The sequence below is a fragment of the Nonomuraea cypriaca genome (assembly GCF_015645445.1).
In the GTDB taxonomy this organism is placed as follows: Bacteria; Actinomycetota; Actinomycetes; order Streptosporangiales; family Streptosporangiaceae; genus Nonomuraea; species Nonomuraea cypriaca.
The window spans coordinates 35052-61447 of record NZ_JADOGI010000013.1; the positions used below are offsets into that span (position 1 = coordinate 35052).

The window sequence follows — 26396 nt, forward strand, 5'->3', positions numbered from 1 at the left end:
GGAGGGATCATGGTGAAGTTGAGAGGCGCGGCGGTGCTGGCCGCCGTCGCGCTGGCCCTGTCGGCCTGCGGCTCCGGCGCGGACAGCCCCGCCGACAGCGGGCAGCCGCGCGTGCTGAAGCTGTGGCACTACGAAACGGCCGACAGCGCCATGGGCAAGGCGTGGGCCGAGGCGATCAAGAAGTTCGAGGCGTCGCACCCGAACGTGACCGTCGCGTTCGAGGAGAAGGGCTTCGAGCAGATCCAGAAGACGGCGAGCATGGTGCTCAACTCCGACGAGGCGCCCGACCTCATGGAGTACAACAAGGGCAACGCCACCGCCGGGCTGCTGTCCAAGCAGGGTCTGCTCACCGACCTGACGGAGGAGGCCACCCAGCGCGGCTGGGACAAGCTGCTGCCCGGCGGCCTGCAGACCACCGCCAAATATGACGACCGGGGCGTCATGGGCACCGGCAACTGGTACGGCATCCCGAACTACGGCGAGTTCGTCATGGTCTATTACAACAAGGACCTGTTCGACAAGCATGGCGTCAAGGTGCCGACGACCTTCGAGGAGTTCACGGCCGGGCTGGACACGTTCGTCAAGGCCGGGGTGACGCCGATCGCGAACGCCGGCGCCGAATACCCGGCCCAGCAGATCTTCTACCAGCTCGCGCTGACCAAGGCGCAGAAGCCGTGGCTCGAGGCGTTCCAGTCCTACAAAGGCAAGGTGGACTTCCGCGGTCCCGAGTTCACCTACGGCGCCGACACGTTCGCCGACTGGGTGAAGAAGGGCTACATCGCCAAGAACTCGGCCGGGCTCGGGGCTGAGGACATGGGCGTGGCGTTCATGAACGGCGACTTCCCCGTCATGATCAGCGGGAGCTGGTGGTACGGCCGGATCGCCTCGACGGTCAAGGACTTCGAGTGGGGCCACTTCCTGTTCCCCGGTGCCACCATGTCGCCGGGTTCGAGCGGCAACGTCTGGGTCGTGCCGGAGAAGTCGGAGAACAAGGACCTGGCCTACGACTTCATCGACATCACTATGAGCAAGGACATCCAGAACCTGCTCGGCAACTCCGGCGGCGTCCCCGTGGCCGCCGACCCGGCCGCGATCACCGACGCGAAGAGCAAGGAGCTCATCGAGACGTTCAACAAGCTCACGACGTCGGACGGGCTGGCGTTCTACCCCGACTGGCCCGCGCCCGGCTACTACGACGTGCTGGTCGCCGGGGTCCAGAACCTCATCAACGGCAGCAAGACCTCCGCCGAGGTGCTGGACGAGATCGCGAGCCCGTACGAGGACAACCTTGCCGACATCGGTAACTAGCTCCATGAGGAAGGGGTACTGGCTCTACCTGATCCCCAGCCTGCTGCTGTTCACCGGCGTCATCGTGGTGCCGTTCCTGATGAACGTGGGCGCCAGCTTCACCCGCTGGTCGGGGGTGGGCACGCCCAGGTGGATCGGGCTCGACAACTACGCGCGGCTGCTGGGGGACGAGCGGTTCTGGGAGTCGTTCCAGCACAACGTGGCCCTGATCGTGGCCATGGCGATCGTGCCGACCGCGATCGGCCTCGTGCTGGCCGCCGCGTTGTTCGACTACATCGGCAGGCGGTTCGGGCCGCGTACGGCGTCGGCGTTGCGGGCGATGTACTACCTGCCGCAGGTGCTGCCGGTGGCGGTGGCCGGCGTGGTGTGGGGCTGGCTGCTGCACCCGTCGTACGGCGCGATCAACCAGGCTCTCGGGCTGGAGCTCGACTGGCTGGGCGATCCCGACCTGGCGCTGGCCACGGTCATGGCGGTCATGGTGTGGTTCCAGCTCGGCTACCCGGTGGTGATCTTCATGGCCGGGTTGCAGCGCGTGGACCCGGCCTACCACGAGGCGGCCGAGATCGACGGGGCCTCGTGGTGGCGCAGGTTCTGGCACATCACGATCCCGCAGATCCGCCCGGAGATCTTCGTGGTGCTGCTGACGTGCACGATCGCCGCGCTGAAGGTGTTCGGGCCGATCTTCGTGCTGACGCGCGGCGGGCCGGGGAACGCGACGATGGTGCCGTCGTACTTCTCGTACCTGAACTTCTTCCAGAAGAGCAACGTCGGGTACGGCTCCGCGATCGCCACGGTCCTCGCGCTGATCATCATCGTGGTGACGTTCCTGTTCCTGCGGGTCCAGGAGCGTGCGGAATGAGGGGGCCTGGGCGGTGGGCGGTGCTGTTCGCGCTGGTCGTGCTGGCGGTCGTGATGGTGGTGCCGTTCGTGATCGTGGCGCTCAACGCGGTCAAGTCGCCCGCCGAGTACAGCACGCAGGGCCCGCTGAGCCTGCCCGACGGGCTCTACCTCCAGGGGATCGTCGACTTCTGGAACCGGGTCGCGTTCGGCACGAAGCTCTGGAACAGCTTCCTGATCAGCGCGTCCGTGGCGGTGCTCGCCGTCGTGCTGTCGGTGCTCAACGCGTACGCGCTGGGCATCGGCCGGGTGCGCGGCCGGTTGTCGATCCTGGTGTTGTTCCTGGTGGCCAACACGCTGCCGCAGGAGGCGCTGGCGTACCCGCTCTACTACCTGGCCAAGGCCGTCGGCCTGTACGACACGCAGCTCGCGGTGATCATCGTGATGACGGTGATCCAGGCGGCGTTCGGGACGTACCTGCTGAGCGCGGTCCTGGGCCAGTTCCCGAAGGAGATCCTGGAGGCGGCGGCGATCGACGGCGCGGGGCGGTGGCGGTCGCTGTGGCGCATCGTGGTGCCGATCAGCCGGCCCACACTGAACGTCCTGCTGATCTTCTTCTTCATCTGGACCTGGAACGAGTTCTTCCTGCCGCTGATCTTCCTGATCTCCAACGACACCCAGACGGTGCCCGTAGCGCTGGCCGTCCTGCAGGGCGAGAAGTACATGGACGCCACCATGTCCAGCGCCTCGGCCCTGCTCGGCATCGTGCCGGCGGTCGCCTTCTTCCTGATCTTCCAACGCACGCTGACCCGGGGTGTGACGGTCGGCGCCATCAAGTGATGGAGAACCTTCATGCGATTAAGAGTTCCGTTGCCGGCCGTCTTCATGCTGGCGGGCTCGCTGCTCGCCGTGCCGTCCGCGCAGGCCGCGGACTTCCCGTTCCAGAATCCGCGGCTGCCGCTGGAACGGCGGGTGAGCGACCTGCTCGGCCGGCTCACGCTGCCGGAGAAGCTCGGCCTGCTGCACCAGTCGCAGCAGGCGATCCCGCGGCTCGGGATCGCGTACCACAAGAACGGCACCGAGGCGCTGCACGGCGTCGCCTGGTCCAACCACCGCGACGACGGCTGGGGCCAGAAGCTGGCCAGCGGCACGGTGTTCCCGCAGGCGGTCGGGCTGGCCAGCACCTGGGACCCGGCGCTGATCAAGAAGGTGGGCTCGGCCGTCGGTGACGAGACGCGCGGGTACAACGCCGTCGATCCGGTGCTGTGGGGGCTGCAGGTGTGGGCGCCCGTGGTGGACCTGTTGCGCGACCCGCGGGCGGGCCGCAACGAGGAGGGCTATGCGGAGGATCCGTACCTGACCGGGGCCGTCTCGACGGCGTACGGCAAGGGCCTGCAGGGCGACGACCCCTTCTATCTGAAGACGGCGCCCGTGCTGAAGCACTATCTGGCCTACAACAACGAGGCCGACCGCAGTCTCACCTCCTCCAACCTGACGCCGCGTCTCAAGCACGAGTACTACGAGGCGCCCTTCAGGGCGGCGATCTCGGCCGGCGCCGCGACCGGGGTGATGGCGTCGTACAACCTGGTCAACGGGCGGCCCAACCACGTCAACCCCGACCTGGACGCGGTGGTCAGGTCGTGGACGGACAGGACGCTCTACAACGTCAGCGACGCCTGGGGGCCGCACGCGCTCACCGACCTGGAGAAGTACTACGACACCAAGCCCGAGGCGTTCGCCGCCGTGCTGAAGAGCGGGCAGGACAGCTTCACGATCGACGACGGCCGGAGCGGGCCCCTGGCCGAGCAGCTCACGGCCGCGCTGGACCAGGGCCTCATCACCGTGGCCGACGTGAACCAGGCGGTGCGTAACGTCCTGTCCGTACGGACCCGGCTGGGGCACTTCGACCCCGACGGCGGGCCGTACCGGAAGATCACCGACGAGGTGATCAACAGTCCGGCGAACCAGGAGCTCAACCGTGAGACCGCGGGCAAGGCGGCGGTGCTGCTGCGCGACTCCGGGCTGCTGCCGCTGGCCGAGCCCAGGTCGGCGGCCGTGGTGGGACCGCTGGCCGGCAAGCTGTACCGCGACTGGTACTCCGGGGAGATGCCCTACCAGGTGACGCCGCTCGCCGGCGTCAAGGAACGCGTCGGCGACGTCACCACCGGCGAGGGCCTGGAGCGGATCGCGCTCAAGCACCTCGACTCCGGCAAGTACGTCACCGCCACCGGCACGGGCCCCGACGACAACGCCGCGCTGATCGACACCGCCCCCACTGCCGCCTCCCAGTGGGACCTGACCGACTGGACCGCCGGCGTGTCCACGCTGCGCAACGCGGGCAACGGCAAACTGCTCGGCGGCGACTGGCGCTCGCTCGACACCGACGACGACGAGCCGAACAACTGGTACGTCCAGCAGCAGTTCGCCCTGGAACGCCAGCCCGACGGCAGCTACCTGATCAGGTACGCCGGCTACGAGAACGTCGAGAGCTGGTACGCCCTCCCCGACCCGTACGTCAGCGTCTCCGCCGACGGAACGCTCGGCCTGGCGCCCAAGGCCGAGGCGGCCAGGTTCGGCAAGGAGGTCGTCTCGGACGGCGTCGCCGCGGCCGCCGCCCAGGCCGCCGAGGCCGAGGTCGCGATCGTGGTCGTGGGCAGCCACCCGTTCGTGGCCGGGCGCGAGTTCCACGACCGCGGCAACCTCCAGCTCGGTGACGGGCAACGGCGGCTGATCGAGGCCGTGCGCAAGGCCAACCCGAAGACCGTCGTCGTCCTGGAGACCAGTTACCCGGTCGTCGTGGACGCGCCGAACCTGCTGTGGACCACGCACGCGGGCTCCGAGACGGGTCACGCCGTCGCCGACGTGCTCTTCGGGGACGTCAACCCGGGCGGCCGGCTCACCCAGACCTGGCCGGCCACGGACGACCTGCCGAGCATCCTGGACTACGACCTGACCAAGACCGGGATGACGTACCTGTACGGAAAGGACAAGCCGCTCTACCCGTTCGGGCACGGGCTGAGCTACACCACGTTCGGCTACCAGGGGCTCCGGGCGCGCGGCGACGAGGTGAGCGTGAAGGTCACCAACACCGGCAGGGTCAGGGGCGACGAGGTGGTCCAGCTCTACACCCACCAGCGCGACTCCCGTTTCGAGCAGCCGGTCAAGCGGTTGCGCGGGTTCGAGCGGGTCACGTTGGACCCGGGTGAGTCGCGTACCGTGGCATTTCCCTTGAAGCGGTCGGACCTGGCCGTCTGGGACCACACCAGGAACAGGTGGGTCGTGGAGGACGCCACCCACGACGTCCTCGTCGGCTCCTCGTCCGAGCGGATCCGCCAGCGGACCACCCTGCGCGTCCACGGCGAGACCATCCCCACACGGGACCTGACCAGGACCACGCGGGCGATGGACTTCGACGACTATTCGGGCGTGGTGTTCGCGGACGAGACCAAGACCGGCGGCGACGTCGTCGAGGGCTCGGCGGGGGACTGGATCGCGTTCACCGGCGCCTCCTACGGCTCCCGCCTCACGGCCGGGGTGTCGTCGGTGAGCGGCGGCGCGATCGAGCTGCGCGCCGGCTCGCCGACCGGCCCGCTGCTCGGCACCGCGCGGGTGCCCGCCACCGGCGGGATCTACCAGTGGGGCACGACGAGCGCCACCGTCAAGGCCGGCAAGGGCAGCCTGTACGTCGTGTTCAAGGGCGACCTGCGGATCAGGGACTTCGCGCTGACTCAGTGATCTTGCCGTGATCGGTGTCCGGCAGACTCTGCGAACTGCTCGGACATCGAAGGGATCCCGATGAAGCGGATGATCGTCGCTGCGGCCATGGCCGTGCTCCTGGCCGCTGCCCCAGCCCAGGCCGCCGTGGCGGACCCGGTCAAGGCGTTGAAGGCCAAGCTGGGGACGGGCAAGGGGGTGACGTTCACCGACGTCACCTCCTTACTGGAGGACTCGAAGAAGACGACGTTCCTGCGGCGTAAGGGCAAGCTGCAGTTCGACAAGTCGGGCGTCGTCGCGTCCGACATCACCACCGACCACAAGAAGCACACCGGCGGCCTCTTCGACGACATGCGTCCCGTGAGCTCGGGGCGCTCGATCTGGGTCGGCGGGAAGGTCTACTCCACGGACCCGATGGTCGGCTCGGTGCCCAAGGGCAAGAAGTGGGGCAAGGACCTCATGCCCATGCCCGGCGGCTTCAGCGGCGTCTACTCCCAGGTGGTGAATCCGGCCGAGCCGGCCACCCTCAAGGCCCTGCTCAAGGGCGAGCGGAACGGCCGCACGTACTCCGGGAAGATCTCCTACAGCGACCTCGCGAAGGTGTCGCCGTGGTTCCGGGCCGCGATGCCGTTGAGCAGGGGCGACACGGCGGTCATCTCGTACAGGCTCACGCTCGACGCCCGCAACCTGCCCCAGAGGCTGGTCGCCGCCCATCTGGCGGCCATCCATGTCCTCGAGGGCGTCGACGCCGGCGACAGCCGGTTCAGCACGGAGACCCGCTACTCGGGCTGGGGCTCCCGGGTCCGCATCACCGCACCGCGCGGCTAGCCATCCGGTTGCGCCCATTGGATAGTGGTGTTATCTATACGTAGATAGCGCCATTATCCAAGGAGGGGCGTATGACGCTCATCGTGTTGCTCGTCGCCACGCTGGTGTTCCGTTCGCTGGGCGCGCTCGGCGTGGGCCGGTTCGGCACGTGGCGGGTGAGCGCCGTCCATGGGCTGGCGGTCATGATGGTGATGACCGCCAGTGCCCACTTCGTGCCGGCCGGCGTGACCTTCATGCCCAACCGCGCCGACATGGCGGCCATGGTGCCGCCGTTCGTGCCGTTCCCCGCGTTCATGGTCTACCTGTCTGGGGTGCTCGAGCTGGCCGGGGCCGTGGGCCTGGTGCTCCCGGCCACCAGGCGGGTCGCGGCGATCTGCCTGGCGCTGCTGTTCGTGGTGCTGCTGCCGGCGAACATCTACGCCGCGATGGAAGAGGTCGGGGAGTGGTCGCCCTTGTGGCAGCGGATCCCCGAGCAGGTCGTCTACATCGCGGTGGCGCTCATGGGCGCCGTCAGAAGGTCCTCGGAGCGCGTGAGTTAATTCGTTGTGCGTCCAAACTATTGACCTCGGCCGCGCGCGTGTGTGAGCCTTCTTGATGAGCTCATGCGCGAAGGCGCGGTGACGGTCAGGGTCCTGCATTCTGCTCGTGCATAGCGGTCATCTGACGCCTTTGGCTCGCCTGCCGGCGTGCCTGGAAAGGAAGAGCCGCGCATGCGAAGAAGATTGTTCGTCATGCTCGCGACCGTCGCCGTCCTGCTCGTGGCTGCGGTCGTGCGGATGTCGCCGGTCTCGGCCGTGGCCTCGGACCCGTACGCGTACAAGAACGTGCGGATCGACGGCGGCGGTTTCGTGCCCGGCATCATCTTCAACCAGACGGAGCGGAACCTGATCTACGCCCGTACCGACATCGGCGGGGCGTACCGGTGGAGCCAGTCCACCAAGTCCTGGACCCCCTTGCTCGACTGGGCCGGCTGGGACAAATGGGGCTACAACGGGGTGATCAGCCTCGCCACCGACCCGGTGGAGACCAACCGCGTGTACGCCGCCGCCGGCATGTACACCAACGACTGGGACCCCAACAACGGCGCGATCCTGCGTTCGACCGACAAGGGCGACACCTGGCAGGTCGCGCCGCTGCCGTTCAAGCTGGGCGGCAACATGCCCGGCCGCGGCATGGGCGAGGCGCTGTCCGTCGACCCGAACAAGAACAACGTCCTCTACTTCGGCGCCCCCAACGGCAACGGCCTGTGGCGCAGCACCGACTACGGCGCGACCTGGGCGAAGGTGACGAGCTTCCCCAATGTCGGCGACTACGCCCAGGACCCGAACGACTCCACCGGCTACCTCAGCCACGAGCCGGGCGTGATCTGGGTGACGTACGACCCGCGCTCGTCCGCCAAGGGCACCGCCACCAAGACCATCTACGTGGGCGTCGCCGACAAGGCGAACAGCGTCTACCGCACCACGGACGCGGGCGCCACCTGGCAGCGCGTGGCCGGCCAGCCCACCGGCTACCTGCCGCACAAGGGCGTGCTCGACCCGGTCAACGGCTACCTGTACATCGCCACGAGCGACACCGGCGGGCCGTACGACGGTGGCAAGGGCGACGTGTGGCGCTACGCCACCGCGACCGGAGCCTGGACGCAGATCAGCCCCATCCCGTCCTCCAGCGCCGACGACTACTTCGGCTACAGCGGCCTGACCGTTGACCGGCAGCATCCGGGCACGCTCATGGTCGCCACCCAGATCTCCTGGTGGCCGGACGTGATCTTCTTCAGGTCGACGGACTCCGGTGCCACCTGGACCCGCGTGTGGGACTTCGGCTCGTACCCGAACCGCACCTTCCGCTACAAGATGGACATCACCGAGAACCCGTGGCTGACGTTCGGCGGCAATCCGCAACTCCCCGAGGTCACGCCGAAGCTCGGCTGGATGACCGAGTCGCTGGAGATCGACCCGTTCGACTCCAACCGGATGATGTACGGCACCGGCGCCACGATCTACGGCACCGAGGACCTCACCAAGTGGGACTCGGGCACCCAGTTCACCATCAAGCCCATGGCCAAGGGCCTGGAGGAGACGGCCGTGCTCGACCTGATCAGCCCGCCGAGCGGCGCGCCCCTGGTCAGCGGCCTGGGTGACATCGGCGGGTTCCGGCACGCGAACCTGGACGCCGTACCGCCGATGATGTTCACGGCGCCGAACTTCACCTCCACCACCAGCCTCGACTACGCGGAGAAGTCCCCCTCGATCATGGTCAGGGCGGGCAACTTCACCGACGCCGACCGCCCGAACGACAGCCACGTCGCCTTCTCCACGGACGGCGGCGCGAACTGGTTCCAGGGCACGGAGCCGGGCGGCGTCAACGAGGGCGGCACGGTCGCGGCGGCGGCCGACGGCTCCCGCTTCGTGTGGGCGCCCAGGGGCGTGACCCCGGTCTACTCGGTCGGCTACGGCAACTCGTGGCAGCAGGCGTCCGGCCTGCCCACGGACGCGATCGTGGAGTCCGACCGGGTGAACGCGTCCAAGTTCTACGGCCTCAGCGGCGGCCGCCTGTACGTCAGCACCAACGGCGGCGCCACCTTCACCGCCACCGCGGCGACCGGCCTGCCCGCCGGCGGCAAGTTCAAGGCGGTGCCCGGCCGGGAGGGCGACCTGTGGCTGGCCGGCGAGGGCGGCCTGTGGCACTCCACCAACAGCGGCGCCTCGTTCACCAAGGTCTCCGGGATCACCGAGTCGGTGAACGTCGGCTTCGGCAAGGCGGCGCCCGGGGGGACGTACATGGCGATCTTCACCGTCGCCGCGATCGACGGCGTCACCGGCCTGTACCGCTCGGACGACGCCGGGACGACCTGGGTCCGCGTCAACGACGACAAGCACCAGTACGGCAACATGGGCGAGGCGCTCACCGGCGACCCGCGCGTGTACGGGCGCGTCTACCTGGGCACGAACGGCCGCGGCATCATCTACGGCGACCGCACCGGCCCACCCGTCACGGTCACCCCCACCGTCACCCCGACGGTGACCCCCACGGTGACCCCCACCGTCACGCCGACGACGGGCACCGGCTGCACGGCCACGTACAAGCCGGGCAGTCAGTGGCCGGGCGGCTTCGGGGCCGAGGTGGCGGTCCAGAACACCGGCGCCTCGCCGATCACCGGCTGGAAGGTCACCTGGACCTGGTCGGGCAACCAGCAGATCAGCCAGATCTGGAGCGGCACCCGGACCCAGACGGGCGCCGACGTGAGCGTCGTGAACGTGTCGTACAACGGCAACCTTGCCCCGAACGCGTCGACGTCGTTCGGCTTCAACGGCACCTACACCGGCACCCACACCCCACCCACCACCCTCACCTGCGCCGGCGAATAGCGCCCTGCGCATCGACCACACGCAGCACGAGGGCCCCCCGCGATTGCGGGGGGCCCTCGCCCACGTCGCCGGCCGTCCACGGCTCATCATTGATCCTCCCGCTTCTCCTCAGCACGGTATCCGGCGTGACGCGCCTGCGCCGGCCGAATCGATAGCGGCCTGTCAGGGGCGCAGCAGTTCGTACGCCGCGTACGCCGTGACCCCGTACGCCAGGTGGGGGAGGGCGTCGGAGAGCCAGGAGGAGGGCGGCCACTGGCGGGGGTCGGTCACACCCATGGCCATCAGCGGGCCGTTCGAGCCGGTCATGGCCAGGGCCGTGAGCGTGAGCACCCCGACCGGGCACGACGGGCGCCGCCCGGCCGTGAGCAGGCCGTAGCAGACGGCCGCGCCCGCGCCGGTCGCGTAGCCGAGGAGGGAGCCGAGGGCGTCCCTGCGGTTGGAGGCGTGCTCCTCCTCCCCGAGGTCGAGGTGGGCGCGGTCGGCCAGCTTGGACACGGCCCGCTGGGGCGTGGTGCTGGCCCCGCGCGCCCGGATCACCATGTCGAGGTAAGTGGCGATATTGAGCGCACTGGTGCCGGCGGCGCCCGCGATCAGGCCGTTCACGAGTGTGTGCATGTCACGGCGACTACCCCGGCGAGCCCCCGGCAGTCAGCCCTTGATGGCCCCCACGATGACGCCCTTGGTGAAGTGGCGCTGGACGAAGGGGTAGAAGAGGAGGGCGGGGATCACGGCGATCACCACGATGGCCATCTTGATCGCCAGGGTCGGCGGCGCGTCGCCGGTCACCCCCGCCGTTGCGGCGGGCAGGGGGTTGGAGTCGACGACGTACTGCCGCAGGATCAGCGCCAGCGGCCACCTGCGCGTGTCGTCCATGTAGAGCATGGCGTTGAACCACGCGTTCCAGTAGCCGACCGCGTAGAACAGCGCGACGACCGCGGTGACGGCCTTCGACATGGGCAGGATGATGCGCCACAGGATCCGGAACTCCCCGGCCCCGTCGATGCGCGCGCTGTCCATGATCTCCCGTGGGATGTTCATGAAGAACGACCGCAGCACCACCACGTTGAACGCGGAGACGGCCGTCGGCAGGATCAGCGACCAGTAGCTGTCCTTCAACCCGAGCCCACTCACCATCAGGTAGACGGGGATGATGCCGGGGAAGAACACGAACATCAGCAGGACGCTGAACAGCAGCGGCCGGTGCAGGAACGATCCCGGCCGCGTCAGCGAGTACGCCCCCAGCACGCTCACCGTGACGCTGACCAGCGTCCCGGCCACGGTCACCCCGGTGCTCACCAGCACCGCCCGGCTGACCACGGTGTCGGAGAAGATCTGCCGGTACGCCTCGAACGTGATCCCGTCGGGCACCAGCACCAGCCCGCCCACCCGGTTGACGGTGGCCGCGGAGCTGAGGCTGGTCAGCACGATCGTGTAGAGCGGCCCCAGCACGATCAGCACGATCAGGGTGATCAGCGTGCCCTTGCCGAGCCGCCCGGCCGGCGACGGCCGCTCCTCCCACGGCGCGAGCCCGGCGGGCTTCCTGGGACGAAGCCTGGAGGTCAGGACGGTCATGATTTCGAATACACCCCTCGCTCGCCGAGCGCGTGCGCGACCCGGTTGGCCGCCAGGATGAGCAGCAGCCCGACCAGGCCCTTGAACAGCCCGGCCGCCGCGCCGTACCCGAGGTCGCCGGTACGCAGGCCGGACCAGTAGACGAACGTGTCGAACACCTCGGAAGCCTCGCTGCCGACGGCGCTGCGTTGCAGCATGAACTGTTCGAAGCCGACGTTCAGCGAGTCGCCGAGCCGCAGGATGAGCAGCAGGACGATCACCGGGCGCAGGCCGGGCAGCGTGATGTGCCACATGCGGCGCCATCGGCGGGCGCCGTCCACGGCCGCGGCCTCGTACAGGTTCGGGTCGATGGTGCTGAGGGCGGCCAGGAAGATGATCGCGCCCCAGCCGGCGTCCTTCCAGATCGTCTGGGAGGTGATGAGCAGGATGAACGTGTCGGAGTTCGTCATCCAGTCGAGGGCCTCGTACCCGCGCTCGCGCAGGAGCTGGGCCAGCAGTCCCGCGCCCCCGAACATCTGCTGGAAGATGGCCACGACCAGCACCCAGGAGAAGAAGAACGGCAGGTAGACGACACCCTGTACGAACGCCCGCAACTTGGCGGAGACGATGCTGTTCAGCAGCAGCGCCAGCATGATCGGCACGGGGAAGTAGAAGACGAGCTGGAAGGCGGTGATGGACAGGGTGTTCGCCATCGCCCGGAGGAACTGCTGGTCCTCGAAGAGCAGCGCGAAGTTGGTGAAGCCGATGATCGGGCTGCCCAGGATGCCGTCGACGTACGGGTCGTAGTCCTGGAAGGCGATGACGTTGCCGAGCGCCGGGACCCACCAGAATCCGGCGACCACCAGCAGCATCGGCAGGTTCATCACCAGCAGCGGCCAGTCCCTGCGCAGCTTGGCCCGCCAGGAGGGCCCGGCCGGGCCGGGGGCCGTTCCCGGCGGGGGCGTGCCGCGCCGGATCGGTCTCCTGGCCGTCACGAGACCCATGAGAGGCTCCCCGGGGTCATGAAAAGCTCCTCACAGTCGGCCGTTCTCCCGCGCGACCTTCATGTAGAACTCCCGCGCCTCGTTCCCGCCCTGCTCCTGCCAGTCCTTGACGATGCTGGGCCACTCGGACACGGGACGCTTGCCGCGGAAGATCTCCTGCATCTTGTCCTCGGTGGGCGTGACCAGGCCCGCCATCTTGGCCGGCCGCTCCACCCGGATCCCCACGAACGGGTCGTTCTCCAGGAGCTTCGAGGCGGTGGTCGACCAGTCCCACAGGCCCTGGACGAGGCCCTCGTACTGGCTCATCGCGTTGGCGTTCGGGCGGCCGGCCAGGAACAGGTACGTCGGCGCGACCTCCTTGCGCCCCAGCGCGGTCTGCTTGACCTTGCCGTCCTCGACGTCGTAGTGCTCGCCCTCGACGCCGTTGTTGACCAGTTCGTACTCCTGCGTGCCGAACGGCGCCGAGCACCAGTTGGCCAGCGCCAGCAGTTCGCGGGTGCGGGCGTCGCCGAGTCCCTTCTTGATGAAGCAGAACATGCTGGCGGGGTCGTTGCGCCACATGATGGGCGTGCCGCCTGGCTTGGCCGGGTAGGGGGCGACGATTTGCTGATCGAAGTCGGGGTTGTCGGGCTGGAAGCGGCCCAGGTTCTCGTGCCAGGAGCCGAGTCCGTCCCGGTAGATGACCATCTGGCCGCTGCCGAAGATGCCCTTGTTGTCGGCGTCCTTGTTGGCCACGACGTCGGGGTGGATGTAGCCGGCGTCGAAGAGCTTGGTGAGGAACTCGATCGACGCGATCCACTCGGGGGTCTCGTACTTGTACTCGAGCGTGCCGTCGCTCTTCTTGCGCCACTCGCGCGGCGCGCCGAAGGCCCGCTGGAGCTCCTGGTCCATGCCGCCGCCGAACGCCCAGCGCTGCTTCTTCGCGTCGGTGATGGCCTTGCCGAGCGCGACCAGGTCCTCGGCGCTCTTGGGGTGCTCCAGGCCCAGCTCAGCGAGGATGTCCTGGCGGACGAACGTGGCGAACGGGAACGGGTCGTTCTGCCAGGGGATGCCGTGCAGGACGCCGCCGAAGACGCCGTACTGCCAGGCCGCGGTGTCGTAGTTGGCCAGCATCGGGAACTCCTTGGCCTTGTCCCCGGCCAGGTAGGGCGACAGGTCGGCGAAGAGCGTGTTGGCCGCCTGGGTGAAGCGGGCGAGCTTGATGAGCTCCCATTCGGGCACCTGGAGCATCTCGGGCACGTCGCCGCTGGCCAGCAGGGTGCTCAGTTTCTGCCCGTACGTGTTGCCGTCAGAGATGTTGAACCGGACGGCGCCCCCGAGACGCTTGTTGACGGTGTCGTAGTAGGAGTTGTCGCCCAGGCCCGGTGGCACGGTGCCCCACAGCGGCGTCATCGCGGTCACCTCCTTGCCGCTGGTCAGCGGCTTGGTGGTGATGGCCTGCACCATCGTGGCCGGACGCGTGAGGAAGCCGGGCTGGACGAACTCGCTGCCGGGCAGGTCCGGGCTGAGCCCGGGGATCTCGAACGGGACCCGCGTCGGCACCAGGCTCTTCAGCTTGTCGGCAGCCACGGCGGTGCCCTTGGACACGGTCCTCTTCTCAGCGCAGCCCGCTACCAGAACGCTCGCACCGACGAGGCCGAGGAACCCGCGGCGAGTCGTGTTGATCGGCATGGCTCGCTCCCTTCTCCGAGTAGGGGGCGAAGCCCCCGAGGTGTGGGTCTTGGTGTTGGGTGTTGGTTGTCTTTTCTGGGGGTGCTTGGGGGGCGAAGCCCCCCAAGGGGCCTTTATAGTTAGTTGGTATTGCGACCAAACAAATTAGTAGACTGTGACCGCAGCCACAAGGGACCGGCATGGTCACAGGTTGGTGCCGATGCGAAATCCGCGATGCGGACTGCCGCTATGGCGCCGACCGGACAAGACGGCCCGGCGGCGGTCCGGCCGAGGTTGGTGAAGGGAGCCCGCGATGCGGCATGCTGGGATCATCTCTTGGCGGGAACGGGGCTGATATTGATCACTTCTACGACCGGCCCGCAGCCGGCCGACTTCGCCGACGTCCGGGCCACGAACCTCGCGGTCGTGCTCCGGTTCGTCCGCGAGCACGCGCCCTGCTCGCGGGCCGGCATCGCCGCCTCCACGGGGCTCAACAAGGCGACGGTGTCGAGCCTGGTCGCGGACCTCATCGACCGGCGGCTGGTGCGTGAGACGGGGTTGACCGAGAACCGGGTGGGGAGGCCCGCCACGATGCTGGTCCTGGACGGCTCACCGTACGCGGCGATCGGGGTCCAGATCGACGCGGACTCCGTGTCGGCCGTGGCCACCGACCTCGCGGGGGAGCGGCTGCTGACCTGGCGACGCGCGTTCTCCGGCGGCGACTCCGTCAACCAGGGCGTGGCCGGCATCGGCGCGATCGTCAGGCGCGTGGTCAACCGCATGGCCAAGGAGGAGCGCCAGGTCCTCGGCCTGGCCGTGGCCGTGCCAGGCCTGGTCGACGCGCAGGGCGCCGTACGCCACGCGCCCAGCCTCGGCTGGCACGACGCCGACCTCGCCGGCGACCTGACCAAGGCGCTGCGCGACCCCGGCTTCCCCATCCAGGTCGACAACGACGCCAACCTCGCGGCCCTGGCCGAGCAGCGTTTCGGCGCCCACGCCGGCGCCGGCGACCTGATCTACCTCACCGGCGAGCCGGGCGTCGGCGCCGGGATCATCCTGGACGGGCGGCTGCGCCGCGGCGGCCTCGGCTACAGCGGCGAGATCGGCCACGTGCAGCTCGACCCCGTGGGCCCCGCGTGCCACTGCGGCCGGCGCGGCTGCCTGGAGGCCATGGCCGGCATCGGCGCCGTGCTGGGCAGGACCCCCGAGCCCGCCGAGGTCCAGCTCGAGATCGAGGAGACCGTACGCCTCGCGCGGGCCGGCGACGCCCGCACCCTGGCCAGGTTCGAGTCGGCCGGCCGCAACCTGGGCAGGGGCGTGGCCATCCTCGCCAACCTGCTCAACCCCGAGGTGGTGATCCTCGGCGACCACTACGTCCCGCTCGCGCCCTGGCTGCTCCCCGCGGTCCGCGACGAGCTGGACGAGCGCGTCATCGCCGCCGGAGCGGGCGGATGCCAGGTCGTGGCCTCGACGCTGGGCCACGACGCGGCCGCGCTCGGAGGCGCCGCGAGGGTGCTCGACTCCGTCGACTCGGGAAGATTGCCGGGAGGATTGTCGCGAATCCCTTGACCTTGGTCACGAGGAAGTGCACCCTTCAGTCAACCCACCGAAATGTCCGCGTAACTTCCCCAGGCCGGTCGTCGAAGCGCTTCGACACTCTCAGAGGGATGATGATGCACGAATCCTTCCGCGACCCAGCGGTCCCGCTTCCCGACCGGATCGACGACCTGATGAGCAGGCTCACACTCGACGAGAAGATCGGCCTGCTGCACCAGTACCAGGCGCCGGTCGAGCGGCTGGGCCTCGGCGCGTTCCGCACCGGCACCGAGGCCCTGCACGGCCTGGCCTGGCTCGGCCCGGCCACCGTGTTCCCGCAGGCCGTCGGGCTGGCCTCGACGTGGGACCCGGAGCTGGTGCGCAGGGTGGGCGAGGCCACCAGCGACGAGGTGCTCGCCTTCCACCACAAGGACCCGGCGGGCGCGGGTCTCAACGTGTGGGCGCCCGTGGTCAACCCACTGCGCGACCCCCGGTGGGGGCGGAACGAGGAGGGCTACTCGGAGGACCCGTGGCTCACCGGCCTCATGGCCACGGCCTACGCCCACGGGCTTCGTGGGAGCGCTCCCGGCGTTCTCAAGACGGCTCCGACGCTCAAGCACTTCCTCGCCTACAACAACGAGACCGACCGCTGCACGACCTCCAGCGGGCTGCCGCCGAGGGTGCTGTGGGAGTACGAGCTGCCCGCCTTCAGACCGGCCGTCGAGCAGGGCGCGGCGGTGGCCGTGATGCCGTCGTACAACCTGGTCAACGGGCGGCCCGCGCACCTCAGCCCGCTGATCGGGCAGGTCTTGCGCGCCTGGGCGCCCGACCTCCTCGTCGTCAGCGACGCGTACGCGCCGGCCAACCTGACCGCGTTGCAGGGCTACCACGAGACGCTGCCCGAGGCGTACGCGCACGCGGTCAAGGCCGGGCTGGACAGCTTCACCCAGGACGACGACCGCTCTGAGGCCACCCTCGGCCACCTGCGCACGGCGCTCACCCAGGGCCTGCTGGCCGAGTCCGACGTCGACACGGCCGTGCGGCACGCGTTGTCGCTCAGGTTCAGGCTGGGCGAGTTCGACCCGGCGACGCCGTACGACGACATCACCGACGGCGTGGTCAACTGCCCCGAGCACCAGGCGCTGGCCAGGGAGGCGGCGCGGCGCTCGTTCGTGCTGCTGAGGAACGACGGGCTGCTGCCGCTCGACGAGAGCGTCACCAGGGTCGCGGTGATCGGGCAACTCGGCGACGCGCTGATGGAGGACTGGTACAGCGGCACCTTGCCCTACGCCGTCACCGCCCGCGCCGGGCTGGCCGAGCGTTGCGAGACGATCTTCTGTGAGGCCGTGGACCGAGTGACGCTGACCTCCGAGGCCGGTCCCGTGGCGGCCGACCCGGCGGGCGGGCCGCTGCGCGTGGGGGCGTCCGAGGCGGGCGCGTTCGACCTGTTCGACTGGGGCGGCGGTGCCTATGCGCTGCGGGCGGTGGTGACCGGGCGGTTCGTGTCCGCGGACGACCTGACGCTGGTGAACGACCAGCCGGGGCCGAACGGGTGGGAGGTGCGGCAGACGTTCCGGATGGAGGAGCGTCCGCGCGGCACGCTTGCCCTGCGGCACATCTCCACCGGCCGCTACGTCGGCGCGGGCGAGGACGGCGTGCTGCGCCTGGTGGACGACGCCGACCAGGCCGTGTGGCTGGCCATGGACGTGGTCAGGAGCGGCACCGAGCAGGCCGCCAGGGCAGCCGCGGGCGCCGACGTGGCGGTCGTGGTGGCCGGCGACCATCCCCTCGTGAACGGCCGGGAGACCGAGGACCGCATGACGCTGGCCCTCGCCGCCGCCCAGGACGCCGTGGTGGGGGCGGTGCGCGCGGCGAACCCGCGTACCGTCCTGGTGCTCACCAGCGGCTACCCGCTCACCTGGACCGACGACGACCTGCCCGCCGTGGTGTGGTCCGCGCACGGCGGCCAGGAGTACGGCCACGCCCTGGCCGAGATCCTCTTCGGCGACGCCGACCCCGAGGGCCGCCTCACCCAGACGTGGTACCGCTCCGAGCAGGAGCTGCCCGACCTGCTCGACTACGACATCATCGCCTCCGACGCCACCTACCTGTACTTCCGCGGCCTCCCGCTGCACCCCTTCGGCCACGGCCTCAGCTACACCACGTTCGAGTACGCCGACCTGCGCGTACGCCTGGCCGACGGCGTGCTGCACGCCGAGGTAACGGTCACGAACACGGGATCGCGGGACGGCGTCGAAGTCGTCCAGTTCTACACCCACCAGCAGCGCTCCCGCGTCAAGCAGCCGCTACGCCGCCTGCGCGGCTTCGAGAAGGTACGCCTCGCGCCCGGCGAGAGCCGTACGGTCACGCTGACGCTGCCCGTCTCCGAGCTGGCGTTCTGGGACGTGACGAGGAGCAGGTTCGTCGTGGAGAGCGCGCCGCATCAGCTCATGGCCGGCCGCAGCGCCACCGACCTGCGCCTGCGCGCCCGCTTCGACGTCGAGGGCGAGACCATCCCGCCCCGCTCCGGCCTGCTGCGCGGCGCCGAGCACGACGAGTACGACGCGATCACGTTCGTGGACGAGACCAAGGTGGACGGCGACGCCGTCCGGTCCTGCGCGGAGGGCGCCTGGATCCTGTTCAGGCAGGTGGACCTGACCGGCAGCATGACCTGCGTGGCCACGGCGGGCAGCGCGGAGGGCGGCATGATCACCGTCCGCCTCGGCGACCCGCTCTACGGCCAGGTCATCGGCGCCTTCCCGGTGCCCAGGACCGAGCGCTACGCCTACCACACCGGCACGGCCTCGCTCGCGGCCGTGGACGGCGTACATGATCTCTACGTGGTGTTCGAGAACGACGGTGTGACGCTGGCCGCGCTCGACTTCGGAGCCGGCGCTTGAGCGGGCGCACGGTCACGATCTCCGACGTCGCCAGGCACGCGGGCGTGGCCGTCAGCACGGTCTCGTACGTGCTCAGCGGCAAGCGGACGATCTCGGCCGAGACCAGGCGGCGGGTGCTCGACAGCGTCAGCGCGCTCGGCTACCACCCCAACGCCGGCGCCCGCGCCCTGGCCAGCAAGCGCTCCAACGTGATCGCGCTGGTGCTGCCGCTGCGCGCGGGCATGCACGTGCCCGTCCTGATGCGCTTCGCCAGCGCGGTCGTCACCGCCGCCCGCCGCTTCGACCACGACGTGCTGCTGCTGACCGCCGACGAGGGCACCGCGGGCATCCGGCGGGTGGCCGCGAGCGCCCTGGTGGACGCGCTGGTCCTCATGGACGTCGAACTGGACGACCGCCGCGTGCCGCTGCTGCGCGAGCTGGCCGAGCCCAGCGTCCTCATCGGCTTCCCCGCCGAGCCCGCCGGGCTGACCTGCGTGGACCTCGACTTCGCGGCCGCCGGCGCGCGCTGCGTCGAGCACCTGGCCGAGCGCGGTCACGAGGAGATCGCGCTGCTCGGGGCCCCGTCCGTGGTGTACGAGCGCGGGACCGGATTCGCCCGGCGCACCCGGGAGGGGTTCGTCGCGGCGGTGGACGCGCACGGGCTGGGGGGCGTGGCGCTGCCCTGCGAGGAGACGTTCGACGAGGTGTACGAGACCGTACGCGACCTGCTCCTCGACCGCCCCTCCCTGTCCGGCCTGGTCGTGCACAACGAGGCGGCGGTCGGCCACGTGCTGGCGGCACTGCGCCAGCTGGGCCGCCGGGTGCCGCGCGACGTGGCCGTGATCGCGATCTGCCCCGACGACGTGGCCGAGCGCGCAGGTCCGCCGCTCACCTCGGTGCTGATCCCGGCGGAGGAGGTGGGCAGGGAGGCCGTGCGGCTGGTCATGGACAAGCTGGAGGGCCGTACGGTGCCGGACTCCACCCTCCTCACCCCGCTCCTCGCCGTCCGCTCCAGCACCTGACCCGGAAACACCCAAGTTTGCGGAAGGTAATCATTCGAGAACTCAGGGTGCGCTAATTCTGTCGGTTATTTAGCCGTATGTGGTTCAGTGTCCTTTTCCTCGGGCAGGCAGCCGAAGGCGAAGGAGGGAACTGTATGAGTGTGCAACCGGCGGCTACCAGTCAGGTGGCCGGGCGTCCGTCACCGACAGGCTTGGCCGACGTCATCGACACGATCCTCGACAAGGGTCTCGTGATCGATGCCTATGTCAGGGTCTCGCTCGTCGGCATCGAGATTCTGACGATCGACGCCCGCGTCGTCGTGGCCAGTGTGGACACCTACCTGCGTTTCGCCGAGGCCGCCAACCGGCTGGACATGTCCGAGACCGGTGAGCAGGGCCTGCCCGAAGTCCTGGAGCAGACGAAGGGCACTCCGAGCGTGGACAAGACGAAGAAGGTGGTCCAGGGAGTGCTGGAGGCGGCCGACGAGAAGCTCACCGATCTCGCCGACCAGGCCGCGGAGACGCGCCAGAAGGCACCCAGGAAGCAGAGGGAAGAGTAAGCGAGATGGGACGATCCACCAAGGTTTCCAGTGCCTCCGTGCCCAAGCAGGCGACCCGCCGCGGCCAGAACCTGGCCTCGTACGTCTACGGCGTCGTGCCCGCCGATCTCAAGGCGGCCCCGGAGGATCGCGGGCTCGGTGATCCGGCCGGCGAGGTTCAGCTCGTACGCCATGGCGAGATCGCCGCCCTCATCAGCGACGTCGACGTCGACCAGCCCCTGGGGCAGCCCGGCGACTACCTGGCGCACGAACGGCTGCTCGACGCGACCGCCGCCCAGGCGCCCGTGCTCCCGTTCCGCTTCGGAGCGGTGATGTCCGATCCGGACGCGATCGTGGAGGAGCTGCTCAAGCCGTACCACGACGAGTTCCGCGCGGCGCTGGACGAGCTGAAGGGACAGGCCGAGTACATCCTCAGGGGCCGTTACGTCGAGCAGGCCGTGATCGCGGAGGTGCTCGGGGAGAACCGGGAGGTCGCGCGCCTGCGTGAGGCCATCCGCAACCGGCCGGAGGACGCCACCAGGAACGAGCGGATCAGGATCGGCGAGATCATCGCCGCCTCGATCGAGGTCAAGCGCGACGCCGACACGAACCTGGTGCTCGACCTGTTGTCCGGGCACTTCACCTCGGCGGTCATCCGCGAGCCGACGCACGAGCGGGACGCCGTCCACGTGGCGCTGCTCGCCAGGACCGGCGAGCAGCAGGAGCTGGAGCGGGTGGCGAACGAGCTCGCCGAGCGCTGGACGGGGCGGGTGGATCTCCGCCTGTTCGGGCCGCTCGCGCCGTACGACTTCGTCACCGCGCAGACGGGAGGGGCGTGACGGTGGGCCCGCTGGGACTGATCCTCGGCCTGCCGCTCGCGCCGGTGCGCGGGCTGGTCTGGCTCGCCGAACGCATCCAGGAGCAGGCCGAGCTCGAGCTGCACGACCCGACCTCGATCCGGCACCAGCTGGAGGAGATCGAGGCGGCCAGGCGGGCCGGGGAGATCACCGAGGAGGAGGAGAGCCGGGCGGTGGCGCGGGTGCTCCAGGGGATGACCACGACGGGACGGAGGTGACCCGATGGCCGCCAGACGTCCCGCCGCCGAGCGGCGCGGCCCTGAACCCGTCGAGCGGCGCGGCCGGGAGTCCGTCGAGCGGAGCCGCCCCGAGCCCGTCGAGCGGAGCGGCCCTGAGCCGGTCGAGCGGCGGGCTCGCGAGCTGAGCGCCGCGACGGCCGGAGAGGCCGGGCTGCGGCACATCGCCGACCTGACCGCCAGGGACATCGAAGGCGTCACAGCGGTCCAGCCCACCGAGGAGGGCTGGGTGGTCGGGGTGGAGGCCGTCGAGGACCGCCGCATCCCATCATCAGGCGATCTTCTCGCACTGTACGAGGTCGAGCTGGATACGGAGGGCAGCTTGCTGTCATATCGGAGAATCAGGCGATACCGACGGGCCAACGCCGACCAGGGAGAGGCGTACTGATGGACAGGACGTCCTCGCCCATCGTTCGCCAGGCCTACGGTGCGGGCCCGATGGGTCGCGAGCCGGCCAACCTCGGCGACATCCTGGAGCGCGTACTCGATCGCGGCGTGGTGATCGCCGGCGACATCCGGGTGAACCTGCTGGACATCGAGCTGCTCACGATCAAGCTGCGCCTCCTGATCGCCTCCGTGGACACCGCCAGGGAACTGGGCATCGACTGGTGGGAGCACGACCCGTGGCTCAGCGGCAGGGACCGCGAGCTGGTCGACGAGAACCGCAGACTGCGCCGCCGCCTCGCCGCGGTCGAAGGGAGGAGGGAGCCGCATGAGTGACTACGGCACGTACGTCTACGCGGTCGCCAGGGACCACGTCCCCGGGTGCCCGGCCGGCGTGGCGGAGACGGACGTACGCACGATCAGCCGGGCCGGCCTCGTCGCGTACGTGAGCAGCGTGCCACTGACGGAGTTCGGCGCGGTGCCGCTGCGCCGCTCGCTGGAGGACCTTGACTGGCTGGCGGGGACGGCCCGCGCGCACCACCGCGTCGTGGAGGCCGTGGCGGCGGCGACCCCGACGGCCCCGGTCCGGCTCGTCACGGTCTACGACGGCGACGACCAGGTGCGCGCCCTGCTGGACCGGCGCAACGACGACTTCCTCGCGGTGCTCTCCCACGTCACGGGGCGCAAGGAATGGGGCGTCAAGGCATACGCGGACCCGGCCGCGGCCCCACTCCCACTGAACGGCGACGGCCCCACCACCGACCGCCGCGCCGGCCCCGCCACGACTCTTGCCCCCGGCCCCGCCCGCGCCGGGCGGACCGACCTTGGCGGTGAGCGCGCCGGGCGGCCGGATGGCGGTGGTGAGCTCGTCGGGCGGACCGACCGCAGTGGAGACCGCGCCGGGCGGGCCGACCGCGGTGGCGGTGGTGAGCTTGTAGGAGGGCCGGAGCGTGGTGGGGGCATGCCGGGGACGGCGTACCTCAAGCGCCGGCAGGCGAGTCTGCGGGGCAGGGAGCAGGCGCGGCGGCTGGCCGTCACGCGGGCCGAGGAGATCCACGCCGCGCTGTCCTCCCTCGCCGCCGCCAGCCGCCGCCACCGCGCCCAGGACCCGCAGTTGTCCGGCCGCGACGACTGGATGCTGCTGAACGGCGCCTACCTCGTGGACGAGGGCAGGGACGAGGAGTTCGCCGCGATGGCGAGCACCCTCGGCGGGGACGGCGTCGACCTGCGGCTCACCGGTCCCTGGGCGCCGTACTCGTTCACGATCCTGGAGACGTCTTGAGACGGGACGTGGTGGCCCAGGAACGGTTGCCAGCCGAACGCGTAGCTCTCGTCGACCTGCTGGACCGGCTGCTGACAGGCGGCGTCGTCCTGACCGGCGACCTCGTCCTGTCGATCGCGGACGTGGACCTCGTACGCATCTCGCTGCGCGCCCTCATCGCGTCGGTGGACGAACTCTCGGCGGACGGGCTGTCACTGGACGGACTTTCGCTGGACGGGCTGTCGGCGGACGGGCTCTCGCTGGACGGGCTGGAGGGCACCACGTGACCCCGAACCCACTCGACCCCTTGAACCCGCAAGACCAGCCAGATCCGCTGACCCCGCCTGGACGGCCCGATCCGCTGGACTCCCCGGACCCACGGGAGCGGCCGGATCCTTTGGGCCCGCCGGACCCACGGGAACGGCCGGATCCTTTGGGCCGGCCGGACCCAGGGGAGCAGCCGGATCCGCTGGGTCCGCCTGGACGGGCGGAGTCGCCGCGATGGCGGATCGCGGCCGACGCGGAGACCGTCGAGCGCGACCTGACCCGCCTCGTGCTGACCCTGGTCGAGCTCCTCCGCCAGCTCGTCGAGCGCCAGTCCGTACGCCGCATGGACCAGGGCGATCTGTCCGACGAGCAGATCGAGACGCTCGGCGTGACCCTGATGCGGCTGGAGGAGGCGATGGACGACCTGTGCGACCGCTTCGGCCTGACCCCCGCCGACCTCAACCTCGACCTGGGCCCGCTCGGAACGCTCCTCCCCACCGACCGGTAGCCGGGTCAGCGCCGGTAGCCGGTGACGCCCACGGGCACGCTCGCGTCCACGGCCCGGATGACCGGTTCTGCCGCTTCCGGTCCCGGCCCGCCGTACAGCTCGATCAGCTGCAGCCCGCCGGCCATCTTCCCGGCCACCTCGGCTGCGGCACCCTCGTCCGGCACGCCGACGAACGTGGTCCGCCCGCCGCCCGCCTTCGTGCGCACCACCCGATCCCTGCCGGGATCGGCCCCTTCATGCACGATGACGAACGCCTCCGACAGCGCCTCCCCGGCCTCGAACCTCGCCTTGTACGACGCCACGCCGCTCAGCGACTCGAACCCGTAGTAGATCGCCCCGATCCGCACGTCGTCACCGGCGGCCCGGCCGGCCTCCGCATGCCACACCGCGCCGAACCCGCCGCACAGCTCCACGAGATTTACGCCCTCGGCGCTCAGTCGTGTGACGAGATCGATCATCTGCCCGGGCTCGTTCACGGCCCGCACCCGCGTCCGCCCGCCGCCGTTCTCGATCACCATGACGTCGGTCCAGGGGTCCGCTCCGGACTCCTCGTAAATGATCACCTTGTCTTCGCTCATGGCACCAGCCTGCTACCTCAACTAAAGTCGAGGTCAACCCGGCCGGCCGTGGTCGCCTGGGCGGACGGCGGCGGCACGACCGCCGCGCGACGACCCGTACTCGGCCGGGAGCGGGTGGTGCGTTACCTGCGCGGCCTGAGCACCCGGGCGGAGACGGCCTGGATGACCGTCGAGTTCGCGGAGATCAACGGCGCGCCCGCCGCGGTCGTCCACGACGGCGGGACGCTGTGGGCCGTCGTGGTCGTCGAGATCCACGACGACCGCGTCACCGCGTTCCACATCGTCGTGAACCCGGCCAAGCTCGCGTTCGCCACCGCGCAGCTCATGTGATCACTGTCACAGGCCCGGCCTGTCACGGATCGCCGGGGTCGCCGGTTCAAGTGGGGACTTCGACGAGGAGGAACCATGACGAACCACATCGTGGTGCTGGGCGCCGGATACGCGGGACTGGGCGCGGCCAAGCGCGCCGCCCGGCGGCTGCGCCGCACCGACGCCCGGGTGACGCTGGTCAACGCGTCCGACCGGTTCGTGGAGCGGGTACGCCTCCACCAGCTCGCCGCCGGGCAGCGGCTGCCCCGCCTACCGCTCGCGGGCCTGCTCGACGGCACCGGGGTGGAGCTGGTGCTCGCCCGGGTGATCGGCCTGGATCCCCGGGCGCGGACGGTACGCCTGGACGCGCCGCCGTACACCCTCTCCTATGACGCGCTGGTCTACGCCCTGGGCAGCGCCGCGGAGCTGGACGCGGTGCCGGGGGTGCGCGAGCACGCGTACACGGTGGCGACCGCGGACGAGGCCGCCCGGCTGCGGTCGCGCCTGGCGGAGACCGGCTCGGTCGACGTCGTCGGGGGAGGGCTGACCGGGATCGAGGCCGCGACCGAGTTCGCCGCCGCCCGTCCGAGCCTGCGGGTGCGGCTGGTGTCGTCCGGGCTGATCGGCGCGGGGCTGTCCGTACGAGCCCGCCGCCACCTCCACCGCGCCTTCGCCCGCATGGGGATCGCGGTACGCGAGCACGCGCCGGTCGCCAAGACCGGCCCCGACGGCCTGCTACTGGAGAACGGCGAGGACCTGCGTACCGAGACCGTGGTGTGGGCCGCCGGATTCCGCGTCCCCGGCCTGGCCGCCACGGCCGGCCTGGCCACCGACGAGCACGGCCGCATGATCGTTGACGGCGCGCTGCGGTCGGTGTCGCATCCGGAGGTGTTCGGCATCGGCGACGCGGCCACGGCGGACCGGTCTGGCCGGCCGACCCGCATGGCCTGTCAGACCGGGCTGCCCATGGGCCTGTACGCCGGCGAGGCCGTGGCCGACCTGCTCACCGGGCGGGAGCCGCGCCCGGCCAGGTTCCGTTACGTGTGGCAGAACATCAGCCTGGGCCGCCACGACGGCGTCACCCAGTTCACCCGGCCCGACGACACCCCGACCGACGCCGTGCTCACCGGCCGCGCCTCCGCCGCCTTCAAGGAGGCCATCACTCGGGGCACCGTCTGGGTCATGCGCCACCCGGGTCCTTGGTCATCTCGACCGTGATGGCCCAGCGCTCGTGGTCCCGCCAGGCGCCGTTGATGAACTGGAAATTGGGTGAGCAGCCCTCGCGCTGGAAGCCGACGCGCTTGATGAGGTTGATCGAGGGGATGTTCGCGGGCTGGATGTTGGCTTCGAGGCGATGCAGCTCCAGGTGGTCGAAGGCGTACCGGACGAGCAGCCGCAGCCCCTCGGTCATGTAGCCACGGCCGATCGTGGACGCGTACGCGGAGTAGCCGACGGTCCCCGCCTGATGGGTGCCACGGACGATGTTGTTGACGTTGGCCCGCCCGACGATCGCCCCGGTGTCGCGCCGGCAGAACACGAACCCCTCATGCGCCGGCTCGTCGAACCGCGCGACGTACGCCTCGAAGTCTTCGGTGGTGGTGACGGGCCGTCCGGGCATCCACCGGCCGAGCAACTCCGCGCTCTCCGCGTTCAACGCCAGGAACTCCGCGCAGTCCCGTTGCAAAAGCCACCGCAGCCCCACCCGAGGCCCTTGAGCAAGGTACGTCACGTCATACATCCGGCGATCTTACGCGCGGTCCACGACGGACCATCGGCGCTTC

Annotated in this window: 26 protein-coding genes; 20 read left to right on the forward strand and 6 right to left on the reverse strand. The window is 70.1% G+C overall.

Features of this window, described 5'->3' with window-relative positions:
• Positions 1–9: 9 nt before the first annotated feature.
• The 7 genes from ITP53_RS06560 (at position 10) to ITP53_RS06590 (ending at position 10055) form a co-directional block, all read left to right on the forward strand.
• Positions 10–1308 (forward strand): ABC transporter substrate-binding protein, encoded by a 1299-nt coding sequence (locus ITP53_RS06560; RefSeq protein ID WP_195894389.1) that lies wholly within the window; start codon positions 10–12, stop codon positions 1306–1308.
• 4 nt (positions 1309–1312) lie between these two features.
• Positions 1313–2167 (forward strand): carbohydrate ABC transporter permease, encoded by an 855-nt coding sequence (locus ITP53_RS06565; RefSeq protein ID WP_195894390.1) that lies wholly within the window; start codon positions 1313–1315, stop codon positions 2165–2167.
• Positions 2164–2985 (forward strand): carbohydrate ABC transporter permease, encoded by an 822-nt coding sequence (locus tag ITP53_RS06570; RefSeq protein ID WP_195894391.1) that lies wholly within the window; start codon positions 2164–2166, stop codon positions 2983–2985. Before ITP53_RS06565 ends, ITP53_RS06570 begins: the two co-directional genes overlap by 4 nt.
• Positions 2986–2997: 12 nt before the next feature.
• On the forward strand, positions 2998–5880 hold the full coding sequence (locus ITP53_RS06575; protein ID WP_195894392.1) for a glycoside hydrolase family 3 protein: 2883 nt from the start codon (positions 2998–3000) through the stop codon (positions 5878–5880).
• 60 nt (positions 5881–5940) lie between these two features.
• Positions 5941–6687 carry a hypothetical protein gene (locus ITP53_RS06580; protein ID WP_195894393.1) on the forward strand — a complete coding sequence of 249 codons (747 nt, stop codon included), beginning with the start codon at positions 5941–5943 and terminating at the stop codon, positions 6685–6687.
• A gap of 71 nt (positions 6688–6758) precedes the next feature.
• The gene (locus ITP53_RS06585; protein ID WP_195894394.1) at positions 6759–7226 is read left to right on the forward strand and encodes a DoxX family protein; all 468 of its coding nucleotides are present in this window, start codon (positions 6759–6761) and stop codon (positions 7224–7226) included.
• A 171-nt stretch (positions 7227–7397) separates the two neighbouring features.
• Positions 7398–10055, forward strand: coding sequence for a cellulose binding domain-containing protein (locus tag ITP53_RS06590; RefSeq protein ID WP_195894395.1), 2658 nt, complete (start codon positions 7398–7400; stop codon positions 10053–10055).
• A gap of 162 nt (positions 10056–10217) precedes the next feature.
• Here ITP53_RS06590 and ITP53_RS06595 read toward each other — a convergent pair whose 3' ends face one another.
• The 4 genes from ITP53_RS06595 to ITP53_RS06610 are packed head-to-tail and all read right to left on the reverse strand — an operon-like array spanning position 10218 to position 14281.
• A complete protein-coding gene (locus ITP53_RS06595) occupies positions 10218–10670 on the reverse strand; it encodes a hypothetical protein (RefSeq protein ID WP_195894396.1) in 453 nt (150 codons plus the stop codon).
• Positions 10671–10703: 33 nt separating this feature from the next.
• The gene (locus tag ITP53_RS06600; protein WP_195894397.1) at positions 10704–11627 is read right to left on the reverse strand and encodes a carbohydrate ABC transporter permease; all 924 of its coding nucleotides are present in this window, start codon (positions 11625–11627) and stop codon (positions 10704–10706) included.
• Positions 11624–12610 (reverse strand): ABC transporter permease, encoded by a 987-nt coding sequence (locus ITP53_RS06605; RefSeq protein ID WP_195894398.1) that lies wholly within the window; start codon positions 12608–12610, stop codon positions 11624–11626. Before ITP53_RS06605 ends, ITP53_RS06600 begins: the two co-directional genes overlap by 4 nt.
• Positions 12611–12640: 30 nt before the next feature.
• Entirely contained in the window at positions 12641–14281 is a 1641-nt protein-coding gene (locus tag ITP53_RS06610; RefSeq protein ID WP_195894399.1) for an extracellular solute-binding protein, read from the reverse strand.
• 336 nt (positions 14282–14617) lie between these two features.
• Between ITP53_RS06610 and ITP53_RS06615 the strand changes: the two genes are divergently transcribed.
• The 11 genes from ITP53_RS06615 (at position 14618) to ITP53_RS06670 (ending at position 23728) form a co-directional block, all read left to right on the forward strand.
• Positions 14618–15829: an ROK family transcriptional regulator gene (locus ITP53_RS06615; RefSeq protein WP_195894400.1), complete on the forward strand. Its 1212-nt coding sequence runs from the start codon at positions 14618–14620 to the stop codon at positions 15827–15829.
• A 104-nt stretch (positions 15830–15933) separates the two neighbouring features.
• Positions 15934–18696 (forward strand): glycoside hydrolase family 3 protein, encoded by a 2763-nt coding sequence (locus ITP53_RS06620; protein WP_195894430.1) that lies wholly within the window; start codon positions 15934–15936, stop codon positions 18694–18696.
• Positions 18693–19697: a LacI family DNA-binding transcriptional regulator gene (locus tag ITP53_RS06625; protein ID WP_195894401.1), complete on the forward strand. Its 1005-nt coding sequence runs from the start codon at positions 18693–18695 to the stop codon at positions 19695–19697. The genes ITP53_RS06620 and ITP53_RS06625 overlap by 4 nt, the downstream gene beginning before the upstream one ends.
• Positions 19698–19831: 134 nt before the next feature.
• Positions 19832–20236 carry a gas vesicle protein GvpJ gene (gene gvpJ / locus ITP53_RS06630; RefSeq protein ID WP_195894402.1) on the forward strand — a complete coding sequence of 135 codons (405 nt, stop codon included), beginning with the start codon at positions 19832–19834 and terminating at the stop codon, positions 20234–20236.
• 38 nt (positions 20237–20274) lie between these two features.
• Positions 20275–21054 carry a GvpL/GvpF family gas vesicle protein gene (locus tag ITP53_RS06635; RefSeq protein WP_328814163.1) on the forward strand — a complete coding sequence of 260 codons (780 nt, stop codon included), beginning with the start codon at positions 20275–20277 and terminating at the stop codon, positions 21052–21054.
• Positions 21051–21290, forward strand: a complete 240-nt coding sequence (locus ITP53_RS06640) for a gas vesicle protein GvpG (RefSeq protein ID WP_328814165.1) — start codon at positions 21051–21053, stop codon at positions 21288–21290. The genes ITP53_RS06635 and ITP53_RS06640 overlap by 4 nt, the downstream gene beginning before the upstream one ends.
• 4 nt (positions 21291–21294) lie before the next feature.
• The gene (gene gvpO / locus ITP53_RS06645) at positions 21295–21696 is read left to right on the forward strand and encodes a gas vesicle protein GvpO (protein ID WP_195894404.1); all 402 of its coding nucleotides are present in this window, start codon (positions 21295–21297) and stop codon (positions 21694–21696) included.
• Entirely contained in the window at positions 21696–22028 is a 333-nt protein-coding gene (locus ITP53_RS06650; RefSeq protein WP_236050524.1) for a gas vesicle protein, read from the forward strand. Before gvpO ends, ITP53_RS06650 begins: the two co-directional genes overlap by 1 nt.
• Positions 22021–22974, forward strand: a complete 954-nt coding sequence (locus ITP53_RS57070; protein WP_236050525.1) for a GvpL/GvpF family gas vesicle protein — start codon at positions 22021–22023, stop codon at positions 22972–22974. Before ITP53_RS06650 ends, ITP53_RS57070 begins: the two co-directional genes overlap by 8 nt.
• Positions 22971–23240 (forward strand): gas vesicle protein, encoded by a 270-nt coding sequence (locus ITP53_RS06665; RefSeq protein WP_195894405.1) that lies wholly within the window; start codon positions 22971–22973, stop codon positions 23238–23240. The genes ITP53_RS57070 and ITP53_RS06665 overlap by 4 nt, the downstream gene beginning before the upstream one ends.
• A gap of 146 nt (positions 23241–23386) precedes the next feature.
• On the forward strand, positions 23387–23728 hold the full coding sequence (locus tag ITP53_RS06670; RefSeq protein WP_236050526.1) for a gas vesicle protein K: 342 nt from the start codon (positions 23387–23389) through the stop codon (positions 23726–23728).
• A 5-nt stretch (positions 23729–23733) separates the two neighbouring features.
• Here ITP53_RS06670 and ITP53_RS55865 read toward each other — a convergent pair whose 3' ends face one another.
• Positions 23734–24306, reverse strand: a complete 573-nt coding sequence (locus ITP53_RS55865) for a DUF6506 family protein (RefSeq protein ID WP_207755594.1) — start codon at positions 24304–24306, stop codon at positions 23734–23736.
• Between the two features lie 48 nt (positions 24307–24354).
• Between ITP53_RS55865 and ITP53_RS06680 the strand changes: the two genes are divergently transcribed.
• Positions 24355–24636, forward strand: coding sequence for a sigma-70 family RNA polymerase sigma factor family protein (locus ITP53_RS06680; RefSeq protein WP_195894406.1), 282 nt, complete (start codon positions 24355–24357; stop codon positions 24634–24636).
• Between the two features lie 75 nt (positions 24637–24711).
• Positions 24712–25833, forward strand: coding sequence for an NAD(P)/FAD-dependent oxidoreductase (locus ITP53_RS06685; protein ID WP_195894407.1), 1122 nt, complete (start codon positions 24712–24714; stop codon positions 25831–25833).
• Here ITP53_RS06685 and ITP53_RS06690 read toward each other — a convergent pair.
• Entirely contained in the window at positions 25796–26353 is a 558-nt protein-coding gene (locus ITP53_RS06690) for a GNAT family N-acetyltransferase (protein WP_195894408.1), read from the reverse strand. The two genes, ITP53_RS06685 and ITP53_RS06690, sit on opposite strands and share 38 nt — an antisense overlap.
• Positions 26354–26396 lie beyond the last annotated feature (43 nt).

Bases quoted from the DNA above. Each gene is read 5' to 3' on its own strand.
- ITP53_RS57070 (WP_236050525.1), top strand. From the start codon at position 22,021: ATGAGTGACTACGGCACGTACGTCTACGCGGTCGCCAGGGACCACGTC.
- ITP53_RS06595 (WP_195894396.1), bottom strand. From the start codon at position 10,670: ATGCACACACTCGTGAACGGCCTGATCGCGGGCGCCGCCGGCACCAGT.
- ITP53_RS06600 (WP_195894397.1), bottom strand. From the start codon at position 11,627: ATGACCGTCCTGACCTCCAGGCTTCGTCCCAGGAAGCCCGCCGGGCTC.
- ITP53_RS06565 (WP_195894390.1), top strand. From the start codon at position 1,313: ATGAGGAAGGGGTACTGGCTCTACCTGATCCCCAGCCTGCTGCTGTTC.
- ITP53_RS06610 (WP_195894399.1), bottom strand. From the start codon at position 14,281: ATGCCGATCAACACGACTCGCCGCGGGTTCCTCGGCCTCGTCGGTGCG.
- ITP53_RS06580 (WP_195894393.1), top strand. From the start codon at position 5,941: ATGAAGCGGATGATCGTCGCTGCGGCCATGGCCGTGCTCCTGGCCGCT.
- ITP53_RS06685 (WP_195894407.1), top strand. From the start codon at position 24,712: ATGACGAACCACATCGTGGTGCTGGGCGCCGGATACGCGGGACTGGGC.
- ITP53_RS06690 (WP_195894408.1), bottom strand. From the start codon at position 26,353: ATGTATGACGTGACGTACCTTGCTCAAGGGCCTCGGGTGGGGCTGCGG.
- gvpJ (WP_195894402.1), top strand. From the start codon at position 19,832: ATGAGTGTGCAACCGGCGGCTACCAGTCAGGTGGCCGGGCGTCCGTCA.
- ITP53_RS06605 (WP_195894398.1), bottom strand. From the start codon at position 12,610: ATGGGTCTCGTGACGGCCAGGAGACCGATCCGGCGCGGCACGCCCCCG.
- ITP53_RS06590 (WP_195894395.1), top strand. From the start codon at position 7,398: ATGCGAAGAAGATTGTTCGTCATGCTCGCGACCGTCGCCGTCCTGCTC.
- ITP53_RS06570 (WP_195894391.1), top strand. From the start codon at position 2,164: ATGAGGGGGCCTGGGCGGTGGGCGGTGCTGTTCGCGCTGGTCGTGCTG.
- ITP53_RS06650 (WP_236050524.1), top strand. From the start codon at position 21,696: ATGGACAGGACGTCCTCGCCCATCGTTCGCCAGGCCTACGGTGCGGGC.
- ITP53_RS06575 (WP_195894392.1), top strand. From the start codon at position 2,998: ATGCGATTAAGAGTTCCGTTGCCGGCCGTCTTCATGCTGGCGGGCTCG.
- ITP53_RS55865 (WP_207755594.1), bottom strand. From the start codon at position 24,306: ATGAGCGAAGACAAGGTGATCATTTACGAGGAGTCCGGAGCGGACCCC.
- ITP53_RS06620 (WP_195894430.1), top strand. From the start codon at position 15,934: ATGCACGAATCCTTCCGCGACCCAGCGGTCCCGCTTCCCGACCGGATC.
- ITP53_RS06585 (WP_195894394.1), top strand. From the start codon at position 6,759: ATGACGCTCATCGTGTTGCTCGTCGCCACGCTGGTGTTCCGTTCGCTG.
- ITP53_RS06560 (WP_195894389.1), top strand. From the start codon at position 10: ATGGTGAAGTTGAGAGGCGCGGCGGTGCTGGCCGCCGTCGCGCTGGCC.
- gvpO (WP_195894404.1), top strand. From the start codon at position 21,295: ATGGCCGCCAGACGTCCCGCCGCCGAGCGGCGCGGCCCTGAACCCGTC.